Annotated in this window: 17 protein-coding genes and 1 pseudogene; 5 read left to right on the top strand and 13 right to left on the bottom strand. The window is 63.9% G+C overall.

Going from position 1 to position 22,959, the window contains the following annotated elements:
* The first annotated feature begins 181 nt into the window (after positions 1 to 181).
* The 4 genes and pseudogenes from D7S86_RS14375 to serB all read left to right on the top strand — a co-directional run bounded on the left by D7S86_RS14375 (position 182) and on the right by serB (position 6,518).
* The gene (locus tag D7S86_RS14375) at positions 182 to 2,521 is read left to right on the top strand and encodes a hybrid sensor histidine kinase/response regulator (RefSeq protein WP_158601950.1); all 2,340 of its coding nucleotides are present in this window, start codon (positions 182 to 184) and stop codon (positions 2,519 to 2,521) included.
* Positions 2,522 to 2,974: 453 nt separating this feature from the next.
* The gene (gene motA / locus D7S86_RS14370) at positions 2,975 to 3,844 is read left to right on the top strand and encodes a flagellar motor stator protein MotA (RefSeq protein WP_121087507.1); all 870 of its coding nucleotides are present in this window, start codon (positions 2,975 to 2,977) and stop codon (positions 3,842 to 3,844) included.
* 2 nt (positions 3,845 to 3,846) lie between these two features.
* Positions 3,847 to 4,896 (top strand): annotated as a pseudogene (motB, locus tag D7S86_RS30750) (flagellar motor protein MotB); the annotation flags it as partial.
* A 782-nt stretch (positions 4,897 to 5,678) separates the two neighbouring features.
* On the top strand, positions 5,679 to 6,518 hold the full coding sequence (gene serB / locus D7S86_RS14360; protein WP_121087505.1) for a phosphoserine phosphatase SerB: 840 nt from the start codon (positions 5,679 to 5,681) through the stop codon (positions 6,516 to 6,518).
* Positions 6,519 to 6,624: 106 nt separating this feature from the next.
* Here the strand turns inward: serB and D7S86_RS14355 are convergent, their stop codons facing one another.
* The 3 genes from D7S86_RS14355 to bktB form a co-directional block, all read right to left on the bottom strand.
* Positions 6,625 to 7,815, bottom strand: coding sequence for a cystathionine beta-lyase (locus tag D7S86_RS14355; RefSeq protein WP_121087504.1), 1,191 nt, complete (start codon positions 7,813 to 7,815; stop codon positions 6,625 to 6,627).
* A gap of 137 nt (positions 7,816 to 7,952) precedes the next feature.
* Positions 7,953 to 8,513: a hypothetical protein gene (locus tag D7S86_RS14350; protein ID WP_121087503.1), complete on the bottom strand. Its 561-nt coding sequence runs from the start codon at positions 8,511 to 8,513 to the stop codon at positions 7,953 to 7,955.
* Between the two features lie 12 nt (positions 8,514 to 8,525).
* Entirely contained in the window at positions 8,526 to 9,710 is a 1,185-nt protein-coding gene (gene bktB / locus D7S86_RS14345) for a beta-ketothiolase BktB (RefSeq protein ID WP_121087502.1), read from the bottom strand.
* Positions 9,711 to 10,028: 318 nt separating this feature from the next.
* Here bktB and D7S86_RS14340 point away from each other — a divergent pair, with 318 nt between their 5' ends.
* Positions 10,029 to 10,355 carry a hypothetical protein gene (locus tag D7S86_RS14340; protein WP_121087501.1) on the top strand — a complete coding sequence of 109 codons (327 nt, stop codon included), beginning with the start codon at positions 10,029 to 10,031 and terminating at the stop codon, positions 10,353 to 10,355.
* Positions 10,356 to 10,473: 118 nt separating this feature from the next.
* On the opposite strand, the gene rimO is transcribed toward D7S86_RS14340, so the two are convergent.
* The 10 genes from rimO to moaD all read right to left on the bottom strand — a co-directional run bounded on the left by rimO (position 10,474) and on the right by moaD (position 22,928).
* A complete protein-coding gene (rimO, locus tag D7S86_RS14335; protein WP_121087500.1) occupies positions 10,474 to 11,838 on the bottom strand; it encodes a 30S ribosomal protein S12 methylthiotransferase RimO in 1,365 nt (454 codons plus the stop codon).
* Between the two features lie 271 nt (positions 11,839 to 12,109).
* On the bottom strand, positions 12,110 to 12,814 hold the full coding sequence (locus tag D7S86_RS14330; protein ID WP_147432330.1) for a hypothetical protein: 705 nt from the start codon (positions 12,812 to 12,814) through the stop codon (positions 12,110 to 12,112).
* 337 nt (positions 12,815 to 13,151) lie between these two features.
* The gene (mmsB, locus tag D7S86_RS14325) at positions 13,152 to 14,306 is read right to left on the bottom strand and encodes a multiple monosaccharide ABC transporter permease (protein WP_121087498.1); all 1,155 of its coding nucleotides are present in this window, start codon (positions 14,304 to 14,306) and stop codon (positions 13,152 to 13,154) included.
* Positions 14,307 to 14,334: 28 nt separating this feature from the next.
* Positions 14,335 to 15,870, bottom strand: coding sequence for a multiple monosaccharide ABC transporter ATP-binding protein (mmsA, locus tag D7S86_RS14320; protein ID WP_121087497.1), 1,536 nt, complete (start codon positions 15,868 to 15,870; stop codon positions 14,335 to 14,337).
* Between the two features lie 89 nt (positions 15,871 to 15,959).
* On the bottom strand, positions 15,960 to 17,021 hold the full coding sequence (gene chvE, locus D7S86_RS14315; RefSeq protein ID WP_121087496.1) for a multiple monosaccharide ABC transporter substrate-binding protein: 1,062 nt from the start codon (positions 17,019 to 17,021) through the stop codon (positions 15,960 to 15,962).
* 709 nt (positions 17,022 to 17,730) lie between these two features.
* Entirely contained in the window at positions 17,731 to 18,198 is a 468-nt protein-coding gene (locus tag D7S86_RS14305) for a GNAT family N-acetyltransferase (protein WP_121087494.1), read from the bottom strand.
* Positions 18,199 to 18,435: 237 nt separating this feature from the next.
* Positions 18,436 to 21,030, bottom strand: coding sequence for an ATP-dependent chaperone ClpB (gene clpB, locus D7S86_RS14300; protein WP_121087493.1), 2,595 nt, complete (start codon positions 21,028 to 21,030; stop codon positions 18,436 to 18,438).
* Between the two features lie 162 nt (positions 21,031 to 21,192).
* Positions 21,193 to 21,708, bottom strand: a complete 516-nt coding sequence (locus D7S86_RS14295) for an Rrf2 family transcriptional regulator (RefSeq protein ID WP_121087492.1) — start codon at positions 21,706 to 21,708, stop codon at positions 21,193 to 21,195.
* Positions 21,709 to 22,138: 430 nt separating this feature from the next.
* Positions 22,139 to 22,621 (bottom strand): molybdenum cofactor biosynthesis protein MoaE, encoded by a 483-nt coding sequence (locus D7S86_RS14290; RefSeq protein WP_121087491.1) that lies wholly within the window; start codon positions 22,619 to 22,621, stop codon positions 22,139 to 22,141.
* Between the two features lie 49 nt (positions 22,622 to 22,670).
* The gene (gene moaD, locus D7S86_RS14285) at positions 22,671 to 22,928 is read right to left on the bottom strand and encodes a molybdopterin converting factor subunit 1 (RefSeq protein WP_121087587.1); all 258 of its coding nucleotides are present in this window, start codon (positions 22,926 to 22,928) and stop codon (positions 22,671 to 22,673) included.
* Positions 22,929 to 22,959 lie beyond the last annotated feature (31 nt).

Below are 22,959 nucleotides of genomic sequence, written 5' to 3'. Positions count from 1 at the left end.
GGACGGCAGACGGACCACGACGCGGCCGCGCGCGCGTGCCCGCGAACCGCCTCGAACGAGCCTCGAACGCTGCGAGCGGCCCGCGCCGGCGCGGACGTTCGTCCACGCGGGCCGCCACTCCGATAATATGCTCCCAGCACAAGTCGCGCCAACCCGCGCCGCGTCATCCGGATCCCGATCAGTGAAAGCCCCCATCGTTTTACGCCACGGCCTATGGCCGTATGTTCTTGCGATCCTCGCGACCGCCTTGATGGGCGCGACGCGATGGCTGCTTCAACCCGCGCTCGGCGCGCACGCGCCGTTGCTGCCGTTTCTGTTCTCGCTCGTCGTTGCCGCCTGGTTCGGCGGCCTCGAAGGCGGCCTCGCGGCCACCGTGCTCGGCGCGCTGACCGGCATGCTGCTCTTTATGGCGCCGGGCATGTCGCTGCGGCTCTCGCACGCGAACGACATCGTCTTCGTCGCGTTCTTCCTGCTGATCGGCACGGCGATCTGCATCGTCATGGATGCGCTGCGCACGACGCGCGAGCGACTGATCCGTTCGACGGCCCTGCTCGAAGAGGAAGTCCGCGAGCGACGCCGCGTCGAACTCGACGCGCGGCGCCGACGCGACTGGCTCTCGGCCACGCTCGCGAGCATCGGCGAGGCCGTCATCGTGACGGACCTCGAAGGCACGCTGCAACTGATGAATCGCGAAGCCGAGGCGCTGACGGGCTACCGCACCGACGAAGCGCTGGGCCGCGAGTTCGACGCGCTGGTGCGTTTCGTCGACGGACACACGCGCAAGACCCTGCTGAGCCCCGTCGTACGCGTGTTGTCGGGCGCCGCGCCGCGCGCGCCCGACGCGCCCCCGGCCTGGCTCGAAGCGCGCAACGGCGTGACGCTGCCGATCGAGGAGAACGCCTCGCTCGTGCTCGACGACGAAGGCCGGCCCGCCGGCGTCGTGATCGTCTTTCGCGACGTCACGCAACGTCAGCTTGCGGAAACGCGTTTGCGCCAGAGCGAAAAGGATCTCGCCGATTTCGTGGAGAACGTCGCGGTCGCCCTGCTGCGCATCGATATCGACGGCACCGTCGTGCAGGCGAATCAGGCCATGCTCGACATGTTCGGCATGCGGCGCGATGCCCTGCTCGGCCGGCCGTTCTCGGAGATCTGGGCAGACCGCGCGAGCTTCAAGGTGCTGATCGAACGCTTGATCGCCGGCGAGACCGTGCGCAATTTCGAAGGCACCTTGCGCGCGCAGAACGGCGAAGCCCGCGCGGTGCTGCTCGACGCGAATGCGCATCACGAAGGCGTGCGCTTCCAGTACGCGCGCTGCGTGATTCGCGACATCAGCGACCGCAAGCGCGCCGAGGAGGTCGCCGCGCGTCTGCTCGACAACCTGCGCACCGCCGACCGCAAGAAGGATGAATTCCTCGCGGTGCTCGCGCACGAATTGCGCAACCCGCTCGCCCCGATCCGCGCCTCGCTCGAAGTCCTCGAACGCGCCACCGAGCGCGCGACGTTCGACAAGGCACGCGCGATCATGGTCCGGCAAGTCGATCAGATGTCGCGGCTCGTCGACGATCTGCTCCAGATCTCGCGGATCACGCACAACCGTCTCGAGCTGCGCAAGGATGCGATCCGCCTGGGCGAGACGCTCGATATCGCGATCGATACGGCCCGGCCGCTGATCGACCAGCGCCAGCATCAGCTCGACGTACGGCTCGCCGATACCACGCTCGCCGTCTACGCCGACCGCGCGCGGCTGGCCCAAGTGTTCTCGAATCTGCTGAACAACGCGGCGAAATTCACGAAGCCCGGCGGCCGGATCTCGGTCGACGTCGAGCGCGATCCCGCGAATCCCGAGACGGCGACGGTCACGATCCGGGATAACGGCATCGGCATCGCCGCCGATATGCTCGCCCGCGTGTTCGAGACGTTTTCGCGCGTCGAGCCGACGAGCGACGACATCGTGCCCGGCGGCCTCGGCCTCGGCTTGTCGCTCGTCCAGCAACTCACGCGGCTGCACGGCGGCAGCGTGATGGCGCACAGCAACGGACTCGGCACGGGCAGCACGTTCGTCGTGCGGCTGCCGCTCGTCACGCCGGATGCGTTCGCGTTGCCGCGCGCGCTGCCCGGCGACGCCAGAGGGCGAACGCTTCGCGTCCTCGTCGTCGATGACAATATGGACGCCGCGCAAGCACTGGGCGCGATGCTCGAACTTGGCGGCGACACGATCGAACTCGCCTACGACGGCCAGGCCGCGCTCGAGGCGATCGAGCGCTTTCGGCCCGATGCGGTATTTCTCGATATCGGCCTGCCGCGGCTGAACGGGTATGAGGTCGCGCAGCGCACGCGCATGCGCGACTGGGGCGCGCGCGTGCTGCTGATCGCGCTCACCGGATACGGCCAGCAGAAGGACGTCCGGCTCGCCGAGGAATCGGGCTTCGACCATCACCTCGTGAAACCCGCCGATCCGGCGGCGATCGACGCCCTGCTCGCCGCCTTGCGCCGCTCGGCGCCGCGCGTCGCGGCAAGCTGACGCGTCCTTTCGTGTTGTTTCGCGTCCGCCGGCGGGCGCGATGCGCGAACATCGCGCAGTTCGCAGCGGCGCCACGCGCTCGATGCAAACGAGCGCCGCGCGCCGTTGACTTCCGGACGGACGCGTCCGTCCTTGAATCCGCCGCCTTCGAATCACACCCGTGCAATCACGCGCCCCTGAAGCGGCCGCCTCTGAAGCACGGCCGTTCACCACGGTGTCCTGAAACACCGCACCGCGCCCCGCGCCGCAGGCGGATCCGCGGGCTCGTCCCTACCGAAAAGCAGTGCATCGGCCGCGTTCGAGCAAACGTTTCCGAATGCCTGTTCGAAAAAACGCGCGAATACGTCAAAATGTCGCCCTTTCGCGGGTCCGCGACTATCAAGTCGGCCTCAAGACGACCGTAAACAGGCATAAGCGTTTCACTCAGACTTTCCATCCCTCAAGGATCATTCCATGTTCGTCATTCTTGGCTGGATCATCGTGGCCGGCTGTGTTATCGGGAGCTACGTGCTCGAAGGCGGCCACGTGCTGGCGCTGATGCAGCCGTTCGAAGTCATGTGTATCTTCGGCGCCGCCGTCGGCGCGTTCGTCGTGAGCAACCCGAAGAAGACGCTGGGCTCCACGCTCAAGGCGATTCCGACCTGCTTCAAGGGCAGCAAGTACGACAAGGAAAAGTACTTGCAGATCATCGCGCTGCTCTATGAGCTGCTGCAGAAGTCGCGCAAGGAAGGCATGCTGAGCCTTGAGGCCGACGTCGAAGCACCCGCCGAAAGCCCGATTTTCCAGAAATACCCGGTCGTGCTCGCGGACCATCATCTGCTCGACTTCATCGTCGACTACCTGCGGATGATGTCGAGCGGCAATCTCGCCGTGCACGAAGTCCAGGATCTGATGGACGCCGAATTGCAGACGCACCATGCCGAAGTCTCGGTGCCGGGCGTCGCGATCCAGACGATGGCCGACGGCCTGCCCGCGTTCGGGATCGTCGCGGCCGTCATGGGCGTGGTCCACACGATGGGCTCGATCGGCGTGCCGCCGGCCGAACTCGGCGAGATGATCGCTGCGGCGCTGGTCGGAACGTTCCTCGGGATTCTGCTTTCGTACGGCTTTATCGGACCGCTCGCGAGCGTGCTCAATGCGAAGGCCAAGGAAGCCGGCAAGCCGTTCGAATGCGTGAAGTGCGTGCTGCTCGCGTCGATGGGCGGCTATGCCCCGACGGTCGCCGTCGAATTCGGCCGCAAGGTGCTGTTCTCGTTCGACCGCCCGAGCTTTGAAGAACTCGAAGAAGCCGTGAAGGCAACGAAGACTCCGAAGGCTGCCTAACCATGCCTCCTCCGAAAAAGAAAGAAGGCGAGACCGAAAAGATCTCGCTGCTGATCCTGCGTCGGCGCGGCGGCCATGGCGATCATGGACACCACGGCGGCGCATGGAAGATCGCCTATGCCGACTTCGTGACGGCGATGATGGCGTTCTTCCTGTTGATGTGGCTGCTCAACTCGACGAACAAGAGCGACAAGCAAGGGATTGCCGACTTCTTCAACCGCCCGATTTCGGTGGCCTTCGACAAGGGCAATTCGTCGAGCGCGTCGGCCAGCATCATCAACGGCGGCGGCACCGACCTCATGTCGAAGACCTCGGCCGAAGTCAACCACGGCGACGAATCGAAGCAGCAGAACGCCGTGCTCGTGCCGAACGCGACGGTCCAGAAGTCGTCCGACGATCAGGACTCGAAGACGCCCGGCATGATCATGCCCGCGACGGATCCGAACGCGCCGAGCAAGCCGTCGGCCGACGACGCGGCCCGCCTCGCGCAACTCAAGGATCATCTCGACAAGATGATCGAGATGAACGCGAAGCTCGCTCAGTTCAAGGACCAGATCCGCATCGACATCACATCCGAAGGCCTGCGCATTCAGATCGTCGATGCGCAGAACCGGCCGATGTTCGAAACGGGGCGTGCCGAACTGCAGCCGTACGCGAAGGAAATCCTCGATCAGATCGGCCTCGCGCTCAACGACGTGCCGAACCACATTTCGATCGCCGGCCATACCGACTCGGCCGCATATGCCGGGGCGCTGTCCGGGTATTCGAACTGGGAGCTGTCGTCCGAGCGTGCGAATTCGGCGCGGCGCGAACTCGGCATCGGCGGCCTCAAGGAACTCAAGGTGCTTCAGGTTCGCGGGCTCGCCGACGCGTTGCCGCTCGACAAAAACGACCTCGCCGCGCCCGTGAACCGGCGCATCAGTATCGTCGTGTTGAACAAGAAGACCGAGGATGCGTTCTATCGCGACGGCGGCCGCCTCGATATGGCAACACCGCAAGCGCCGGGCGCCGACAAGCCGAATCCGGCTACGACCGCGTCCGAAGGTCCCGCGAAGTCGCTCGTGAACAACCATACGTCGAGCCCTGACGGCGGTTCGCCCGACAACGTCGCCGCGTCGCCCGAAGCCGTCGTCGCGCGGATCCGGGAGGCGGTCGATACGGCCGATCCGGCGCCGCGCTCGGGGATCACGCAAAAGACGGGCTCGACCGCGTCGCTGAAGTTGGTGCCGAACAACGCGGCGAACACCGGCGCGAATAACGGGACGACGAACGGAGCGGCCGGTACCGGAACGGGTACGGGCGCGAGTCACGGCGCGAACAATGGAGCCAACAACGGGGCCAACAACGGGGCCAACACCGCCACGGGTCCGAACGCGGCGCCGGGCACGAGCGGCATGAACGCGACGGCAACGTCGACAGGTGTCGCGCATTCGTCGGGGACGTCCGCGCAATCGGGCGCGGCGCCGGCGGGCACCTCGGTGTCGGCCGCGATCAAGACGAGCGCGGCCGGTGCGATCGCTCCACCCGTGCAGACGAGTGCCTCGGGACAGATCGCGTTGCATCCCGCGACCTCGACCAACGCGGCGCAAAACACGCCGCCCGCGCCAACGGATCACAATACGGCGGACTTCGGGCGCGCTCAGTAGCACTGTCGTCGCGCAGTCTCCCGAGCGCCCATCGCGTATGCGTGGGCGCTCGCCTTGTTCGATTTCCCGACTGTCCCGACCCCGTTGCGACGCGCTTCGGCGGCCCGTCCGTCGTCCGGGCGCGCCGAGCCTATACAATGACGGCCCTGACGCGTCCGCGCACTTCCGAACTCCACGCCTGACTTTCGATGAACCTCGTCATCCAGAGCGCCTCGCCGCTCGAAGCTCCGCATCTCAAGCCTCTGCTCGCGCTCGCGCGCGGCGCATCGGGCGGACTCGTCGACCCGTGCACGCTACGCATCGTCGACGCGCCCGTCTCGCAACGGCCCGATATCGCGGTCTATTGCGACACGCATCGTCTCGACTACGCGTACGTCGAACCGCGCGCGCTCAATGCGTTCGGTCTGGTGGCGATGGACATGGATTCGACGCTGATCACGATCGAATGCATCGATGAAATCGCGGATTTTTGCGGTCTGAAGGCCGAGGTCGCGGCGATCACCGAAGCGTCGATGCGCGGCGAGATCCGCGACTTCAACGAAAGCCTCACGCGCCGCGTCGCGCTGCTCAAGGGACTCGACGCGAGCGCGCTCGAAAGCGTCTATGCCGAACGTCTCGACCTTTCGCCGGGCGCCGAGCGCATGCTCGCCGGCGCGCGCGAGGCGGGCCTCAAGACGCTGCTCGTGTCGGGCGGATTCACGTTTTTCACGGAGCGGCTCAAGGCGCGTCTCGGCCTCGATTTCACGCGTGCGAACACGCTGGAAATCGTCGACGGCAAGCTCACGGGACGCGTGATCGGCGAGATCGTCAACGCGGAAGTCAAGGCCCGCACGCTGCTCGAGACCTGCGATGCGGTCGGCATCGCGCCGAGCCGGGCGATCGCAATGGGCGACGGTTCGAACGACCTCAAGATGATGGCGGCGGCCGGTCTATCGGTCGCGTTCCGCGCGAAGCCCGTGGTCCGCGAGGCGGCGTCGGTCGCGTTCAATCACGTCGGACTCGACGGTTTGCTGAACCTGTTCGTCTGATACCGAGGGGGCTGCGACCCGCCGAGCGCGGTCTCGGGACGAGGTATCGCCGGGTACCACCCCCGCTCGATCGGGAGTCGTCGCGCCCGCTCGCCGCCCGCGGCGCTCAGCCCGCGAGGTGTTGCGTCAGACTCCGTTCAATATCGTCACGCAGATCGCGCGTGTCTTCGAGACCGACGAAAAATCGCACGAGCACGCCATCGTACGGCCACGACGTCGCCGTGCGCATCGAACGGATGTCGTACGGAAGCGCGAGGCTCAGCGCCCCGCCCCAACTCCATCCGAGCTTGAAAAAGCGCAAGCCTTCGACGAAGGCATCAACCTGCGCGCTCGTATACCGCGCGTTCAGAACAATCGAGAACAAACCGCCCGCGCCCGTGAAGTCACGCGCGAAATGCGCATGGCCCGGACAGCTCGGGAGCGCCGGATGCAGCACGGCTTCGACTTCGGGACGCGTCGCGAGCCAGGTCGCGAGCGACAGCGCGCTGCGGTCGTGGGCCTCGTAGCGCAATTGCATCGTCGGCAGACTGCGCAGCACGAGCGCACAGTCGTCGGCTGACACGCCGATCCCGAACAGCATGCGCGCGCGCTTGAGTTCGGTATGCAGCGCGCTGTCGCGCGTGATCGTCGCGCCCATCATGACGTCGCTGCCGCCCGACTGATATTTCGTGAGCGCCTGAACCACGATGTCGATCCCGTGCTCGAGCGGTCGGAACGCGATGCCGGCCGCATAGGTGCTGTCGATCGCAGTGACGACGCCTTTGGCGCGCGCCACACGCGCGATCGCGGGAACGTCGGGCACCTCCATCGTGACCGAGCCCGGTGCCTCGATCCAGATCAGTTTCGTGTTCGGTTGAATCAGATCGGCGATGCGCTCGCCGATCAAGGGATCGTAGTACCGGACCGAGACGCCGAAATCGCGCGCGTACCAGTCGCCGAGATCGCGATTCGGCGAATAGACATTGTCCGGAATCAGCACGTCGTCGCCGGGACGCACGAATGCGAGATAGACGTTCGTGATCGACGACAGGCCCGACGGATGCAGCAGCGTGTATTGCCCGCCTTCGAGCGCCGCAAGCCGTTGTTGAAGCGCCATCGATGTCGGCGTCGCATGCAGGCCGTAGCGCCATTGCGAATCGTCGCGCCAATTGAGTGCGCGCATCGACGCCAGATCGGGAAACAGGATCGTCGACGCGCGCGCGACCGGCACCTGGACCGCGTTCCAGCCCGGCGTGATCCGGTCTTCAGGATGAACGGAAAGCGTTTGGGGATGGATCTTCGGACCAGCTTCGGACATGGCGCGCGCAGTGCGTAGGAGGACGGGACAGGCGTGCGAGCATAGCACAGCCCCTTCACACGGCCGTTTAGGATGCCGCGGTCGCCCCGGCGCCGCGACGTCGTTCGAGCGTCGCCGCGACCGATGCGTCGACGTCGCTATGGCGCCGCGGGCGAAACCGGGACGCGATGGAGGTCGATCGTCTCGGTGACCGATTCATCGACGTTGCTCCAGACTCCGTTGAAGCGGCCGTCGGGCGTGAGCTTGCCGACCCATTGCCCCGAGATCCGCGTGCCGTCGTCGGATTCGTCAAGTTCGACGACGCCTTCGCCCGCATCGCCCGCGACCAGCACGACCTGCCCCGTGTCGCGGAACATGTATTCGCCGTGCAGACCGCCCGCGTCGTCGGGATCGGTCTTCTGACCGAGATGAAGGACGATCGCGCGCTTGCCGAGCGTGCCTTCATAGCGCGGCAGCGAGGCGAACGCGGGGTTCGAATGCAAGGTGACGGACGGCGGCGGCAACGGCGCGCCCGGGGCATTCGCCGACGACGCCGACGCGGCACAACCGCCGAGGCCGGCGCCGAGCGCGAGTACGCCCAGCGCGATCAGGCTCGCGCCCGCGAAAACGCGGCGCGATGTCCATGCGACCCGGCGCGTTGGGGATGCCGGGGATGCGAGTCCTGCATGCGCCGGGGCGCCGTCGAGCCGTCGTGCCATCCGGGTATCCGCTCAAATGCGTTCGAAGATCGCGGCAATACCCTGCCCGCCGCCGATGCACATCGTCGCAAGTGCGTAACGGCCGCCGATACGCTCGAGTTCATGGAGCGCCTTGACCGCGATGATCGCGCCTGTCGCGCCGACCGGATGGCCGAGCGAAATGCCCGAGCCATTCGGATTGACCTTCGCAGGATCGAAACCGAGCTCCTTCGCGACCGCGCATGCTTGCGCCGCGAACGCCTCATTCGACTCGATCACGTCGATCTGGCCGATCGTCAGCCCCGCGCGTTCGAGCGCCTGCCGCGACGCGGGGACGGGACCGATGCCCATGTACTTCGGATCGACGCCGGCATGTCCATACGAGACGAGCCGCGCGAGCGGCTTCAGGCCACGCTGTTCGGCCGTCGCGCGCGCCATGAGCACGAGCGCGCCCGCGCCGTCGTTGATGCCCGATGCATTGCCCGCCGTGACCGTGCCGCCTTCCTTGCGGAACACCGGGCGCAGCTTGCCGAGATCGGCGGCCGTCGTTTCGCCGCGCACATGCTCGTCGGTATCGAACACGATGTCGCCTTTGCGGCCCTTGAGCGTGATCGGCAGGATCTGGTCCTTGAAGTAGCCCGCTTCGATCGCGCGCGCCGCGCGGCGATGCGATTCGACGGCGAGCGCGTCCTGCGCGTCGCGATCGATGCCGTAGCGTTCGGCGACGTTCTCGGCGGTCACGCCCATATGGATCTTGTCGAACGGGTCGTGGAGCGCGCCGAGCATCATGTCGACGAGCGCGGCGTCGCCCATGCGCGCGCCGAAGCGCGCGGCCGGCGCGATGTACGGTGCGCGGCTCATGCTTTCGGCGCCGCCTGCGACGGCGATCGAGGCGTCGCCGAGCATGATCGTCTGCGCGGCGCTGACGAGGGCCTGCAGACCCGAGCCGCACAGGCGATTCAGCGTGAGCGCCGGCGTTTGCTGGCTGATGCCCGCCTGAATCGCGGCCACGCGCGCGAGATACATATCGCGCGGCTCGGTGTTGATCACATGGCCGAAGACGACATGGCCGACTTCGTCGCCGTTGACCTTCGCGCGCGCGAGCGCTTCGGTGACGACGCGCGCGCCGAGTTCGGTCGGTGCGATGTCCTTGAGACTGCCGCCAAAGTCGCCGATTGCGGTACGTACGCCGCTTACCACCACCACTTCGTGTGTCATTGTGTCTCCCTGGATCGATCCGGTCGCGCGTAACGGGGTGTTTCCGTTTGCCGCTTCGGACAGATCCGCACGGTATCATCGCGCTTCCGCTTTTTGAAGTCCGGCAGGAGAATCGAGATGTCCATGCAATCGCGCGAGCGCCGTGCGCGCCCTATTTCTTGCACACGCGCGTCTTTCAGAATTCGTGCGGGCGGACTGGCCGCGCTGCCCGTGGCGCTGCTTGTCGGCGCATGCAGCAGCGCACCGGTTGTCGTCAAAACAGAGCCCGTGAGCGAGATTCGGACAAGCCTGCCCCCCACGCGGAGCACGGCTGACAACATGATCCGGCTTGACGCGCAGTTGCGCTCGGGATGCTCGACCGTCACGAATATCGACCGACCGGACGGCGAGCCCGATGCGGACACGCCGCAGACGTGGACCGCGCACACGTGCCGAGGCGATCTCGTTTATACGGTGACGAGCACGGCGGGACCCAACGGTCCGGTCGTCGCGGTCACGCCGGCGGGCGGCGCCGTCGACGTGCCGGCCAATCCGAACTTCAAACCGGCCATGCCCGATGACGCCGACGGCGGCAAGGACGCCGCAGGCAGTGCGGCGGATGCCGAGAACGATGCGCCATCGGACAACGAAAAGCCGGTCAAGTAGTTCGCTGAAAAGCGCGTGACCGGACATCGCGTGACGAGACGCCGCGTGACGGCGCACCGGACCTCGGACACAAGTGTCGAGGAGCCGCGCGCGGCTCGGCCGGCGCGGCCAAGCGAGGTTAGACCGTACCCCAGAGGTCGTGGCCGTCGGCGCCCGTGATCTTGACGGACACGAATTCGCCGGCCTTATAGCGCTTCGAGGGCTTCGACGGCGGATCGATATAGACGACGCCGTCGATTTCGGGTGCGTCGGCCGCGGAGCGCCCGACGCCGCCGTCCGCATTGACTTCATCGACGAGGACCTTGAGCGTGCGACCGACCTTGCGCTTGAGGCGTTCGGCCGACACGGCCTCGGCGACTTCCATGAAGCGCTCGCGGCGTGCTTCGCGGACTTCGTCGGGCAACGCGCCGTCGAGTTCATTGGCGGTCGCGCCTTCGACCGGCGAATACGCAAAGCATCCGACGCGATCGAGTTCGGCTTCGCGGACGAAGTCGAGCAAGGTCTCGAACTGCGCCTCGGTCTCCCCCGGAAAGCCGGCGATAAACGTGCTGCGAATCGTCAGATCGGGGCAGATCTCACGCCACGCCTTGACACGTTCCATGACTTTTTCGGCGTTCGCGGGACGCTTCATGCGCTTGAGGACATCGGGGTGCGCATGCTGGAACGGCACGTCGAGGTAAGGCACGACGTGGCCTTCGTTCATCAGCGGGATGATCTCGTCGACGTGCGGATAGGGGTAGACGTAGTGCAGACGGACCCACGCGCCATATTGCTTGGCGAGTTCACCGAGCGCCTGGACGAGTTCCGTCATGCGCGTCTTGAGCGGGCGGCCGTTCCAGAAGCCGGTTCGGTATTTGACGTCGACGCCGTAGGCGCTCGTGTCCTGCGAGATCACGAGCAGTTCCTTGACGCCCGATTTGAAGAGGTTTTCGGCTTCGAGCATCACGTCGGCGACGGGGCGCGACACGAGGTCGCCGCGCATCGACGGGATGATGCAGAACGTGCAGCGGTGATTGCAGCCTTCCGAAATCTTGAGGTAAGCGTAGTGGCGCGGCGTGAGTTTGACGCCGGCGGCCGGCACGAGATCGACGAACGGATCATGCGGCTTGGGCAAGTGCGCGTGGACGTGCTGCATGACCTCGCCCATGGCGTGAGGACCGGTCACGGCGAGCACCTTCGGGTGCACTTCCTCGATGAGACCGCCGCCGCTCGCGCTTTTCTTCGCGCCGAGACAGCCCGTCACGATGACCTTGCCGTTCTCGTTGAGCGCCTCGCCGATCGCGTCGAGGCTTTCCTGGACGGCTTCGTCGATAAAACCGCAGGTATTGACGACGACGAGGTCGGCGCCTTCATAGCTGCCATGGATCGAATACCCCTCGGCACGCAGTTGGGTAATGATCTGCTCGGAGTCGACAAGCGCTTTCGGGCAGCCGAGCGAAACAAAGCCGACCTTCGGCGCGGCGTTCGGAGGGGTCGCAGACATGGGGGACGTGCTATTCGGACTGAAACCGCGAATTGTAGCGGTTTGCGGGTCCGCGTGCGCGTAAGTCGTTGAATTCGATGGACTGATCTCGCACGGCTACCCCACCCCATATATCGGGGTCAGAGATCATGAACCGGGGCAGCGCAATCGAAGATCCGGGCCGATCACACGGGGTGCGGACCGATGTGCGCGCCCCGCTGTCCCCATTTCGCGCCGCTTCGGCGCAGGCTCGCATTCGCCCGTATCGTTGCGCGCGTAGCCGGCGTGAGCGTCATACCCCGAAATCGGTCGAGATCCATTGCCAGACGGACTTCCAGCCGAAAAGCGCCCCGACCACGATGGCGATGCCGCCCCCGGTCCACAGCACGCGATTGACGGCATCCTTGAGTTTCGATAGCCCGTCCTCCGTGACGACCATGCGACCCGTGAGCTGGGTATCGAGCTCCTTCATGCTGCTCGTAAGCCGAGTATCGAGCTCCTTCACGCTGCTCGTAAGCCGAGTATCGAGCTCCCGCATGCTGCCCGAGAGCCGGGTATCGAGCTCCCGCATGCTGCCCGAGAGCCGGGTATCGAGCTCCCACATGCTGCCTGAGAGCCGGGTATCGAGCTCCGTCATCCGATTCGACAAGTTCGTCTCGAGCCTGTCCATCCGCTCGGTCATCCGTTGTTCGGAACCGCGACAAAACTCGGTGATTCGCATCTCCGACTCACGACGCGATTCCGACATGCGAATCTCCGACTCGCGGATGAATTCCGTGAGTCGAAGCTCGGATTCGCGCGTACGGTCGTTGACGCGGACTTCGACGTCCTTGATCTGCGCTTCGAGCTTGGTGTGCCCCATCGACAATGCGCCGACGTCACGATGAAGCTGCGCGAGTTGCGTGTAGACGGCAAAAGCAAAGTCGGTCCCGACGACACCCGCCGGTTGTCGCGCGTCATCGGTTGAATCCGACGCCGAGTCAGGCATATCAGTCATCGCGTAGGCTCCCGGCGCGGTCATGAACACGTGAGCCGTGGCGGAGCGACACGGAATCGCGACGTCCAAGGCGCGGCAGCGCGGTCGGCATGGCGTGAGCTTCGCATGGTGCCGGTCGGATTTTCGATATCCGAATGGGCTAGGCAGGGGTGCGCTGACATGGGCATGAGACCACCTTGCGAGATACAGAATGATGAAGACGATCATACTGTCCGCTCGCCGCGCCCGTCTGCATCACGGGCGCGCACCCCGCGTCAGACAACGCCGTCCGATACGTCGGCCGTTGTCTGTCGGATTTGTTGCCGGGCGCGCATGGCGCGCGCCCCTTCGCGCCTCGTCAGGCGCGATTGCGGTTGTAGACGTCGAGAAACACCGCGGCCAGCAGGACCATACCCTTGATGACCTGCTGATAGTCGATGCCGATACCCATGATCGACATGCCGTTGTTCATCACGCCCATGATGAACGCGCCGATCACCGCGCCCACGACCTTGCCCACACCGCCCGACGCCGAGGCGCCGCCGATGAAGCACGCCGCGATCACGTCGAGTTCGAAGCCGAGGCCGGCCTTCGGCGTCGCCGTGTTCAGACGCGCCGCGAAAATGAGGCCCGCGACCGCCGCGAGCACGCCCATGTTCACGAACGTCAGGAACGACAGGCGCGGCGTGTTGACGCCCGACAGACGCGTCGCCTTCTCGTTGCCGCCCAGTGCGTAGATCCGGCGACCAATCGTCGTGCGATTCGTGACGAATTGATAAATCAGGATCAGCGCGGCCATCAGGATCAGCACGTCAGGCAAGCCCTTGTACGTCGAAAGCAGCCAGCACAGATACGCGACGGCCCCCGCGAACAGCACGTTCTTCAGCGCAAAGAATGCGACCGGCTCAACGTCCATGCCATGCGCGAGCGCCTTGCGGCGCTTGCGCAGGTCGGCCGCCACCAGTCCCAGCGCGAGGAGCAACCCCACGATCAAGGACAGCACGCGGAAGGTCGTGCCTCCGAACGGGTCCGGCAGAAAGCCCGTGCTGATCCGCTGGAAATTGAGCGGGAACGGACCGACCGACTGGCCCTGCAGCAGCGCGAGCGCGAGACCCTTGAACACGAGCATCCCGGCCAGCGTGACGATGAACGACGGAATCCGCGCATAGGCGACGAACCAGCCTTGAATCGCGCCGATCAATGCACCGACCAACAGCGACACGATGATCGTCGGAATCACGGGCCAGTCGTACTGCACGATGAGCACGGCGGCCAGGCCGCCGATAAACCCGCAGACCGACCCGACCGACAGATCGATATAACCGGCCACGATCACGAGCAGCATGCCCAGCGCCATGACGACGATGTAGCTGTTTTGCAGCACCAGATTCGTGATGTTCAGCGGCTGCATGAGCACGCCGCCGGTCTCGAACTGGAAGAACGCCATGATGACGACTAACGACAGCAGCAGGCCGTAGTCGCGCAGATTGGTCTTGAGAAAGCCGAGTTTCATTAATTGGCCTTGATTCGATGAAGAAATGTCACGCATGGCCGGCACTCACAATGGCGCGCATGATGCGCTCTTGACTCGCCTCGTTCCGATCGAGTTCGGCAACGAAACGCCCTTCGTTCATGACGTAGATCCGATCGCACATGCCGAGCAACTCGGGCATTTCGGAAGAAATCATCAGGATCCCTTCGCCCCTGCGCGCGAGTTCGTCGATGATCGTGTAGATCTCGTACTTGGCCCCGACGTCGATGCCGCGCGTGGGTTCATCGAGAATCAGCAAGCGCGGCTTCGTGAACAGCCATTTGCTCAGCACGACCTTCTGCTGGTTGCCGCCCGAAAGATTGACCACGCGTTGCTCGATACCCGAACTCCGGATGCGCAGCGATTCGCGATACTGACGCGCCACCTTGGCCTCGGCGTTCTCGTCGATCACACCGCGCTCGGACACGTCCGCCAGGTTGGCCAGCGTCACGTTCTTGCGGATTTCCTGCTCGAGAACCAGACCGCTTCCCTTCCGGTCTTCGGTCACGTACGCGATGCCGTGCTGGATGGCCTTGCCGATCGTCGACACGTCGACCGTCTTGCCGTCGATCAGGACCTCGCCGCTGATACGCCGGCCGTACGCGCGTCCGAAGATGCTCATCGCGAGCTCCGTGCGGCCCGAGCCCATCAGGCCCGCGATGCCGACGACTTCCCCCTTGCGCACATTGAAGTTGATGCCCTTGATGACTTCGCGCTCGCTGTACTGTTCGTGATATGCGTGCCAGTCGCGGACTTCGAAGATCACTTCGCCGATCTGCGGCTGGCGCTGCGGGTAGCGATGTTCCATATCGCGCCCGACCATGCCGCGAATGATGCGATCCTCGCTGATTTCGCCCGAGGCGCAATCGAGCGTTTCGATCGTGCTGCCGTCACGAATCACGGTGATCTGATCCGCGACCTGCGTGATCTCGTTGAGCTTGTGCGAAATCAGAATGCAGGCGATGCCTTGCGCCTGAAGTTCGAGCAGCAGCTTGAGCAGCGCCGCGCTGTCGGTCTCGTTCAGACTCGCCGTCGGTTCGTCGAGGATCAGCAGCTTCACGCGTTTGGACAGCGCCTTCGCGATTTCGACGAGCTGCTGCTTGCCGACGCCGAGCTTGCCGACGGTCGCATCGGGCGACTCGTTCAAACCCACGCGCCGCAACAATTCGCGCGTGCGCTGATGCGCGACGTGCCAGTCGATGACGCCTGCATGCGCGAGTTCATTGCCCAGAAAAATGTTCTCGGTAATCGAGAGCATCGGCACGAGCGCCAATTCCTGGTGAATGATGATGATGCCGCGTTCTTCGCTGTCGCGGATGTCCGCGAACTGCTGCAGTTGCCCTTCGAAATGGATTTCCCCCTCATAGGAGCCATGCGGATACACACCGCTGAGCACCTTCATGAGAGTGGACTTGCCCGCGCCGTTCTCACCGACGACGGCATGGATTTCTCCAGCCTTGACCGCCAGATTGACGTTATCGAGTGCTTTCACACCGGGAAACGTCTTGGTGATGTTGCGCATGGACAGGATCGTTTCGTCCGCCATGCAGTCTCCTGATTCCTGATTACAGAGTATGTCAACGGGCCCGCTCGCCAAAACGCTTGACGTCTCGGCGAGCGGGCCCGGGTGCCGATTTACTTCAGTTGCGATTCCTTGTAGTAACCGCTGTCGACGAGCACCGGCTTCCAGTTCGATGCGTCGACCAGGACCGGGCTGAGCAGATACGACGGCACGATCTTCACGCCGTTGTTATACGTCTTCGTATCGTTGACCTCGGGCTGCTTGCCTTGCATCATCGCGTCGATCATCGCGACCGTCACCTTGGCCAGGTTGCGCGTGTCCTTGAAGATCGTCGAGTATTGCTCGCCGTGCAGGATCGACTTGACCGACGGCACTTCGGCATCTTGACCGCTGACGATCGGGCACGGTTGTTGAGCCGTGCAGTAGCCGACGCCCTTGACCGACGACAGGATACCGATGCTCAGGCCGTCATACGGGCTCAGCACGGCGTCGAGCTTCGCATTGCCGTAGTAAGCGGACAGCAGGTTGTCCATACGGGCTTGCGCAACGGCGCCGTCCCAACGCAGCGTGCCGACCTTGTCCATGCCGAACTGCTTGCTGCGGACCACGAGCTTGCCGCTCTTGATATACGGGTCCAGCACGCTCATCGCGCCGTTATAGAAGAAGTAGGCGTTGTTGTCGTCGGGCGAGCCGCCGAACAGTTCGATATTGAACGGGCCCTTGCCTTCCTTGAGGCCGAGCTTGTCGACAATCGATTGCGCCTGCAGCACGCCAACCTTGAAGTTGTCGAACGTCGCGTAGTAGTCGACGTCGGGCGAGTTCTTGATCAGGCGGTCGTATGCGATGACCTTGACACCGGCGTCATGGGCCTTCTTGAGCACGTCGGTCAGCGTCGTACCGTCGATCGCGGCGATCACGAGCACCTTCGGCTTCTTCGTGACCATGTTCTCGATTTGCGCGAGCTGGTTCGGAATGTCGTCGTCGCCGTACTGCAGATCGGTCGCGTAGCCTTCCGCTTTCAGAGCCTTGACCATGTTATCGCCGTCGGCGATCCAGCGCGCCGACGACTTCGTCGGCATCGACACGGCAACCAGCCCCTTATCATCGGCATGCGCGAGACTGATCATCGGCAGTGCCATGACTGCAACGAGGGTCTTGAGGAAAAGGCGTTTCATCGGTGTGTCTCCTTTGATGTCTGCATGTGTGCCGTTCTGGCCGCAGTCCAGGCAGGCGTCTTGTTGAAAAACTGCGGTTTGATATCCACGCTCCGGTCAGGCGCGCATGTCACTCGTTTTGATGGCGGAATTGAACTCGGCCGATTCGCGTTTCTGCTCGCGGGCAATTCAAGCGCATCCCCATCTTCTATTTAAATAAATCATGCATGGACGATGCGGCATTCAGGCAGTTCGATTTCGTCGCTGGCAGCGCCATTAAACGCGATGAACCCTGAGTAGCGCACGCCATGGCGTCAATCAAAAATCGCGCTGAGGCGCGCTCGGACGCCATTGAAATGCGTCCGCGGCCGGCAAGGTCCGCTCGCCGCGGGCACGCTCGACGACGCCTTCAGGCGCGTCGAACGGAGAATGGCGATGGCCCGACGCGACGCCGTCGATCCGGCGCCCGTTAATGTCATGCGTGTCCCCCGACACGGCCTCGCTCATTTTGATAATTGTCCTCATGTGCGTTGGCGCCAAGTCTAAGGCCCGCGTCAATAGGCGTCTAATAGTGAAAAACCGGGTATTGATATCATTTTCGGTAAGGCGCATCGCGCAATCCAGACCGCTCCGGCGTTCGCGGCCCATTCGCGTCTGCAACACCTTGTATGAATTGCTACCGATCGCGCTCGAACCGTGCATATGTTGGGATTTCTTGCCGATTCTTCATTTATTCATCGACGGGGCGCGTCATCTGGCGGATCGAACCTGCGGACGTGCGCACGTTGATCGGACGATAACCGAGACGTTCGTAGAGCCGTGCCGCCGGGTTGTCGACGAAGACGCGCAGGATCAGCGTGCGGCGACGGCGCGTGCGCGCGATGTCGTGGGCCGACTGCAGGGCGAAGGTGCCCGCGCCGCGATTGCGATGCGTCGAGACGATATGGATGTCATGGACATAGAGCGCATCGGCATCCTGGTCGATCCGCAGCACGCCGATCGCCATGCCGGCCCATTCGATCACGTAGTTTTCCGAACTATTCCAACTGGCGAGAAACAGGTCGCTGCGCCAGACGAGTCCATGCCGCTTGTAGTAGCCGAGCATATTGCTGCGCGTCAGCGTATGCGCGAACTCGAAGTCCGCGGGCGTCGCGCGGCGCAAGAAGAAGTCGTTGTCGTAAGGCAGCGCGGCAAACATCGGCGGAACGCGATGAGATTCGGTTCGAGGCGGCTCGGAAACGTTCGAGATCGATGCCGGGGGGCGACTCGCACATTACAACGGCTCACACGGTCGTGCAATGGCGTGCCATCCGGCGCTCGAGGAAACCCCGGCTTAGCGCGATCACGGGAGCGCGTAAAGCGGATCCGCCAATAAAAAAGCCCCGGCGGTATGCCGGGGCTTTCGATACCCGTCGCGCGAACGCGACACATCCACTCAATGCACGACGCGCTCGAAAGCGAACTTGCCTTCGTGATAATCGACCGGAATCACATCCTTCGGGCCGAATTTGCCGGCGAGAATCAACTTCGCCACCGGATTCTCGATCTCCTGCTGAATCGCGCGCTTGAGCGGTCGTGCCCCGAATAACGGGTCGTATCCGACACGCGCGATCTGCGAAAGCGCCGACTCCGACACATCGAGCTGCATGTCCATCTTCGCGAGCCGTTCGACCAGCCGCTTGAGCTGAATCGACGCGATCGATTCGATATTCGCGCGATCGAGCCCGTGGAACACGACAACCTCGTCGATACGGTTCAGGAATTCAGGCCGGAACTGCTGCTTGACCTCTTCCCAGACCGCATCGCGAATCGCGTTCTGCGGCTCGCCGACCATCGACTGAATCATCTGCGCGCCGATATTCGACGTCATCACGATGACCGTGTTCTTGAAGTCGACCGTGCGTCCCTGCCCGTCCGTCATGCGTCCGTCGTCGAGCACCTGCAGCAGCACGTTGAAGACGTCCGGGTGCGCCTTCTCGACTTCGTCGAGCAGGATCACGCTATACGGCTTGCGACGCACGGCTTCGGTCAGATACCCGCCCTCCTCGTAACCCACGTAGCCCGGCGGCGCACCGATCAAGCGCGCGACGCTGTGCTTCTCCATGAATTCGCTCATGTCGATCCGGATCAGATGCTCTTCCGAGTCGAACAGGAACGACGCCAACGCCTTGCACAGCTCGGTCTTGCCGACGCCCGTCGGTCCGAGAAACAGGAACGAACCATACGGCCGGTTCGGATCGGACAGCCCCGCGCGCGAACGACGGATCGCATCGGCCACGGCCGTGATCGCCTCATCCTGACCGACCACGCGCTCGTGCAGCCGCTCTTCGATCTTGAGCAGCTTGTCGCGCTCGCCCTGCATCATCCGCGCGACCGGAATGCCCGTGGCGCGCGAGACGACTTCGGCAATTTCCTCGGCGCCGACCTGCGTACGCAGCAAACGCGGCTTGGCCGAATGCTGCTCCTGCGTTTCGGCGTTCGTGACGTCCTTGAGCCGCGCCTCGAGTTGCGGCAGCTTGCCGTACTGGAGCTCGGCGACCTGCTCGAGCTTGCCCTGGCGCTGCAGGCGCACGATTTCCGCGCGAACCTTCTCGATGTCTTCCTTGAGCGCCGCGCTGCCCTGCACGGCGGCCTTTTCGGCCGTCCAGATCTCCTCGAGATCCGCGTACTCGTGGTCGAGCCGATCGATCTCGTCCTCGATCAATTGCAGACGCTTTTGCGACGCTTCGTCCGTTTCCTTCCGGACGGCCTCGCGCTCGATCTTGAGCTGAATCAAGCGCCGGTCGAGCTTGTCCATCGCCTCGGGCTTCGAGTCGATTTCCATCTTGATCTTCGAGGCCGCTTCGTCGATGAGGTCGATCGCCTTGTCCGGCAGGAACCGGTCGGTGATGTACCGGTTGCTGAGCTCGGCGGCCGCCACGATCGCCGGATCGGTGATCTCGACACCGTGATGCAGCTCGTACTTCTCTTGCAGACCACGCAGGATCGCAATCGTCGCCTCGACCGACGGTTCGTCGACGAGCACCTTCTGGAAGCGGCGTTCGAGCGCGGCATCCTTTTCGATGTACTTGCGGTATTCGTCGAGGGTCGTCGCGCCGACGCAGTGAAGCTCGCCGCGCGCGAGCGCGGGCTTGAGCATATTGCCCGCGTCGAGCGCGCCCTCGGCCTTGCCCGCGCCGACCATCGTGTGAATTTCGTCGATGAAGACGATCGTCTGCCCTTCGTCCTTCGCGATGTCGTTGAGCACGGCTTTCAGGCGCTCTTCGAATTCGCCGCGGAATTTCGCGCCCGCCAGCAGCGCCGCCATGTCAAGCGAGAGCACGCGCTTGTTCTTGAGCGTCTCGGGCACTTCGCCGTTGACGATGCGCTGCGCGAGACCTTCGACGATCGCCGTCTTGCCGACGCCCGGTTCGCCGATCAGCACCGGATTGTTCTTCGTGCGGCGCTGGAGAATCTGGATCGAGCGGCGAATCTCGTCGTCGCGTCCGATCACGGGGTCGAGCTTGCCCGCGCGCGCGCGCTCGGTCAGATCGATCGTGTATTTCTTGAGCGCCTCGCGATTGCTTTCCGCGTCCTGGCTGTTGACGGGCTGGCCGCCGCGCACGGCTTGAATCGCCGCCTCGAGCGCCTTGCGCGCAAGACCATGCTGACGCGCGAGCTTGGCCGTTTCGCCCTTGTCCTCGGCGAGCGCGAGCAGGAACATCTCGCTCGAGATATAGCTGTCGCCGGCCTTCTGGGCTTCCTTGTCGGCCTGATTCAGCAGACCCGAGAGCTCGCGGCCCACCTGGACGTTGCCGTCGTTGCCCTTGACCTCGGGCAGGCGCGCGAGCGCTTCCTGGAGTCCGGCCTGCAACGCTTGAACATGCACGCCCGCACGGGCGAGCAACGACCGCGCCGCCCCGTCGGTCTGCGCGACGAGCGCGGACAGCACGTGAGCGCCTTCGATGTATGGGTGATCGCGGCCCGCCGCAAGGCTTTGCGCGTCCTGCAGTGCTTCTTGAAACTTGGTCGTCAGTTTGTCGATTCTCATGAACCCCTCCGATTCATCACTGCAATCAAATTAGGGGTTTTGGAGTGCTTTTCAAGCGATGACCGGTAAAAAAATCGGGGAACGAACAAGGCCGAGACGCGGCGGCCCGGCGCACGATCGCGCGCGCCGGGTTCCGCTCGATCCCGTATCGAAGCGCCGACGCTATCCGAGCGCGGCTTCGGCGACGGACGTCTCGGTATGCCGGATCACACGGATCGGCGTCATACCGAGCAGCGTCGAGAGGGCCGCCGACGGCTCCGAAATCTGCGCGAGCGTGTGATTGTCGAGTTCGCGCAGAAACGCGTCCCGCGCACGCGCGAACACGTCCTTGAGCTGACACGACGGCGCGATCACGCAGGTCTGCTCGACATCGCCGGCGGCGGCATCCGAGCCATGCCGCGCGAAACATGGCGCCAGCGCGAAATCCGACTCGGTTTCGCGCACGATGCGGCCGATGGTGAGATGCGTCGAGTCGGGCGCGAGGCGCAGACCGCCCTTGCGTCCGCGCACGGTTTCGATCCAGCCCAATTCGCCGAGGCGCTGGGCGATTTTCATTAAATGATTTTTGGAAACGCCATAGGCCTCGGCGATTTCCTGGATGGTTGCGAGACGGTCGCGTCGAACCGTCAGATATAAAAGGACGCGCAGCGAATAGTCTGTGTAATCGGTTAGTCGCATCGGGATCACCGTGGTTCCGACATGGGATCGCCGCGCCCCCAGCACGACGATCGCTCCGCGTATAGCACGCCGGCTGGTGGCCTGGGCGCGCGCCACGAAACCGCGGGTCGGCGGCTTCGTCGCACTACATACGCAGCATGTCAAAGTTAAGGCCGGGATTATTACGCGGATTTTGTTTTTGCGCTGCCTAAACAAAAATATGCGAATGCTTAACCTAATATTTTCACTAAACCCCAGAATAAGGGTTTTCCCGAATGGTCGACACAGATTATTTTCAGACCTTAAGACGCATTAAGGCATCATTTCCCAAATCATGAAGAAATGAATATCAAAAGTTTTCAATTAGCTTAATTGCGTCATGCGCATTGCGCATCAATCGGTGATTCGAATCGATTCAAATCGTTTGGCCCGACGCACCCGGTGCGGGCAATCAGGGCCGCGGCGGCGACGCGTTCATCGATACGACGCCCCAACGGGCAAGTGCAGCGTCGTCGGTTTCGCGCGCATCGACCCAGCGTGCGCCGGCGGACGTCGTTTCCTTTTTCCAGAACGGCGCCGCGGTCTTCAGATAATCGATGATGAACTCGCAGGCCGCGAACGCTTCGCCGCGATGCGAGGCCGTCACGGCCACGAGCACGATCGGGTCGGTCGGCAGCAATACGCCGACGCGATGGATCACGAGCGCATCGATGAGCGTCCAGCGCGTGCGCGCGGCCTCGACGATCGTCTCGATCGACGTCTCGGTCATGCCCGGGTAATGTTCGAGCTCCATCCGCGACACGTGCTCGCCGTCGTGAATGTCGCGCACGGTGCCGACAAAGCTCACGAGCGCGCCGACGGCCGCGTTCGCGCCGCGTAATGCCTGTGTTTCGACGCCAAGGTCGAATTCGGCGGTCTGGATGCGTACGGTCATCTCGATGCCTCGCTGCGCGCCAGGTTCCGTGTGTCGCCGAACATCGCGCTCAACCGCCGGTCACGGGCGGAAAAAACGCGACCTCGCAGCCTTCGGTGATTCGGGTCTGCGCGTCCGTCATCACGTGATTGCAGGCCATGCGCAACGCACGGCCCTCGGCGAGCGTCTCGCTCCACGGTTCACCGCGCGTACGCAGCCATGCGCGAACATCACCGACCGTGGCGATCGTGTCGGGCACGACCACGCGCTCGTCGCTGGTTCCGAGCGCCTCGCGCACACTGGCAAAGAATTTGAGCTGGATATGCATCGTCATGCGTGCGCGGCGGCTCGCCGCGCGC

The sequence above is a fragment of the Pararobbsia silviterrae genome (genome assembly GCF_003628125.1).
Lineage (GTDB): Bacteria > Pseudomonadota > Gammaproteobacteria > Burkholderiales > Burkholderiaceae > Pararobbsia > Pararobbsia silviterrae.
Note: the sequence above shows the minus strand (reverse complement) of the source record. Positions and strands in the feature narration are given on the sequence as shown.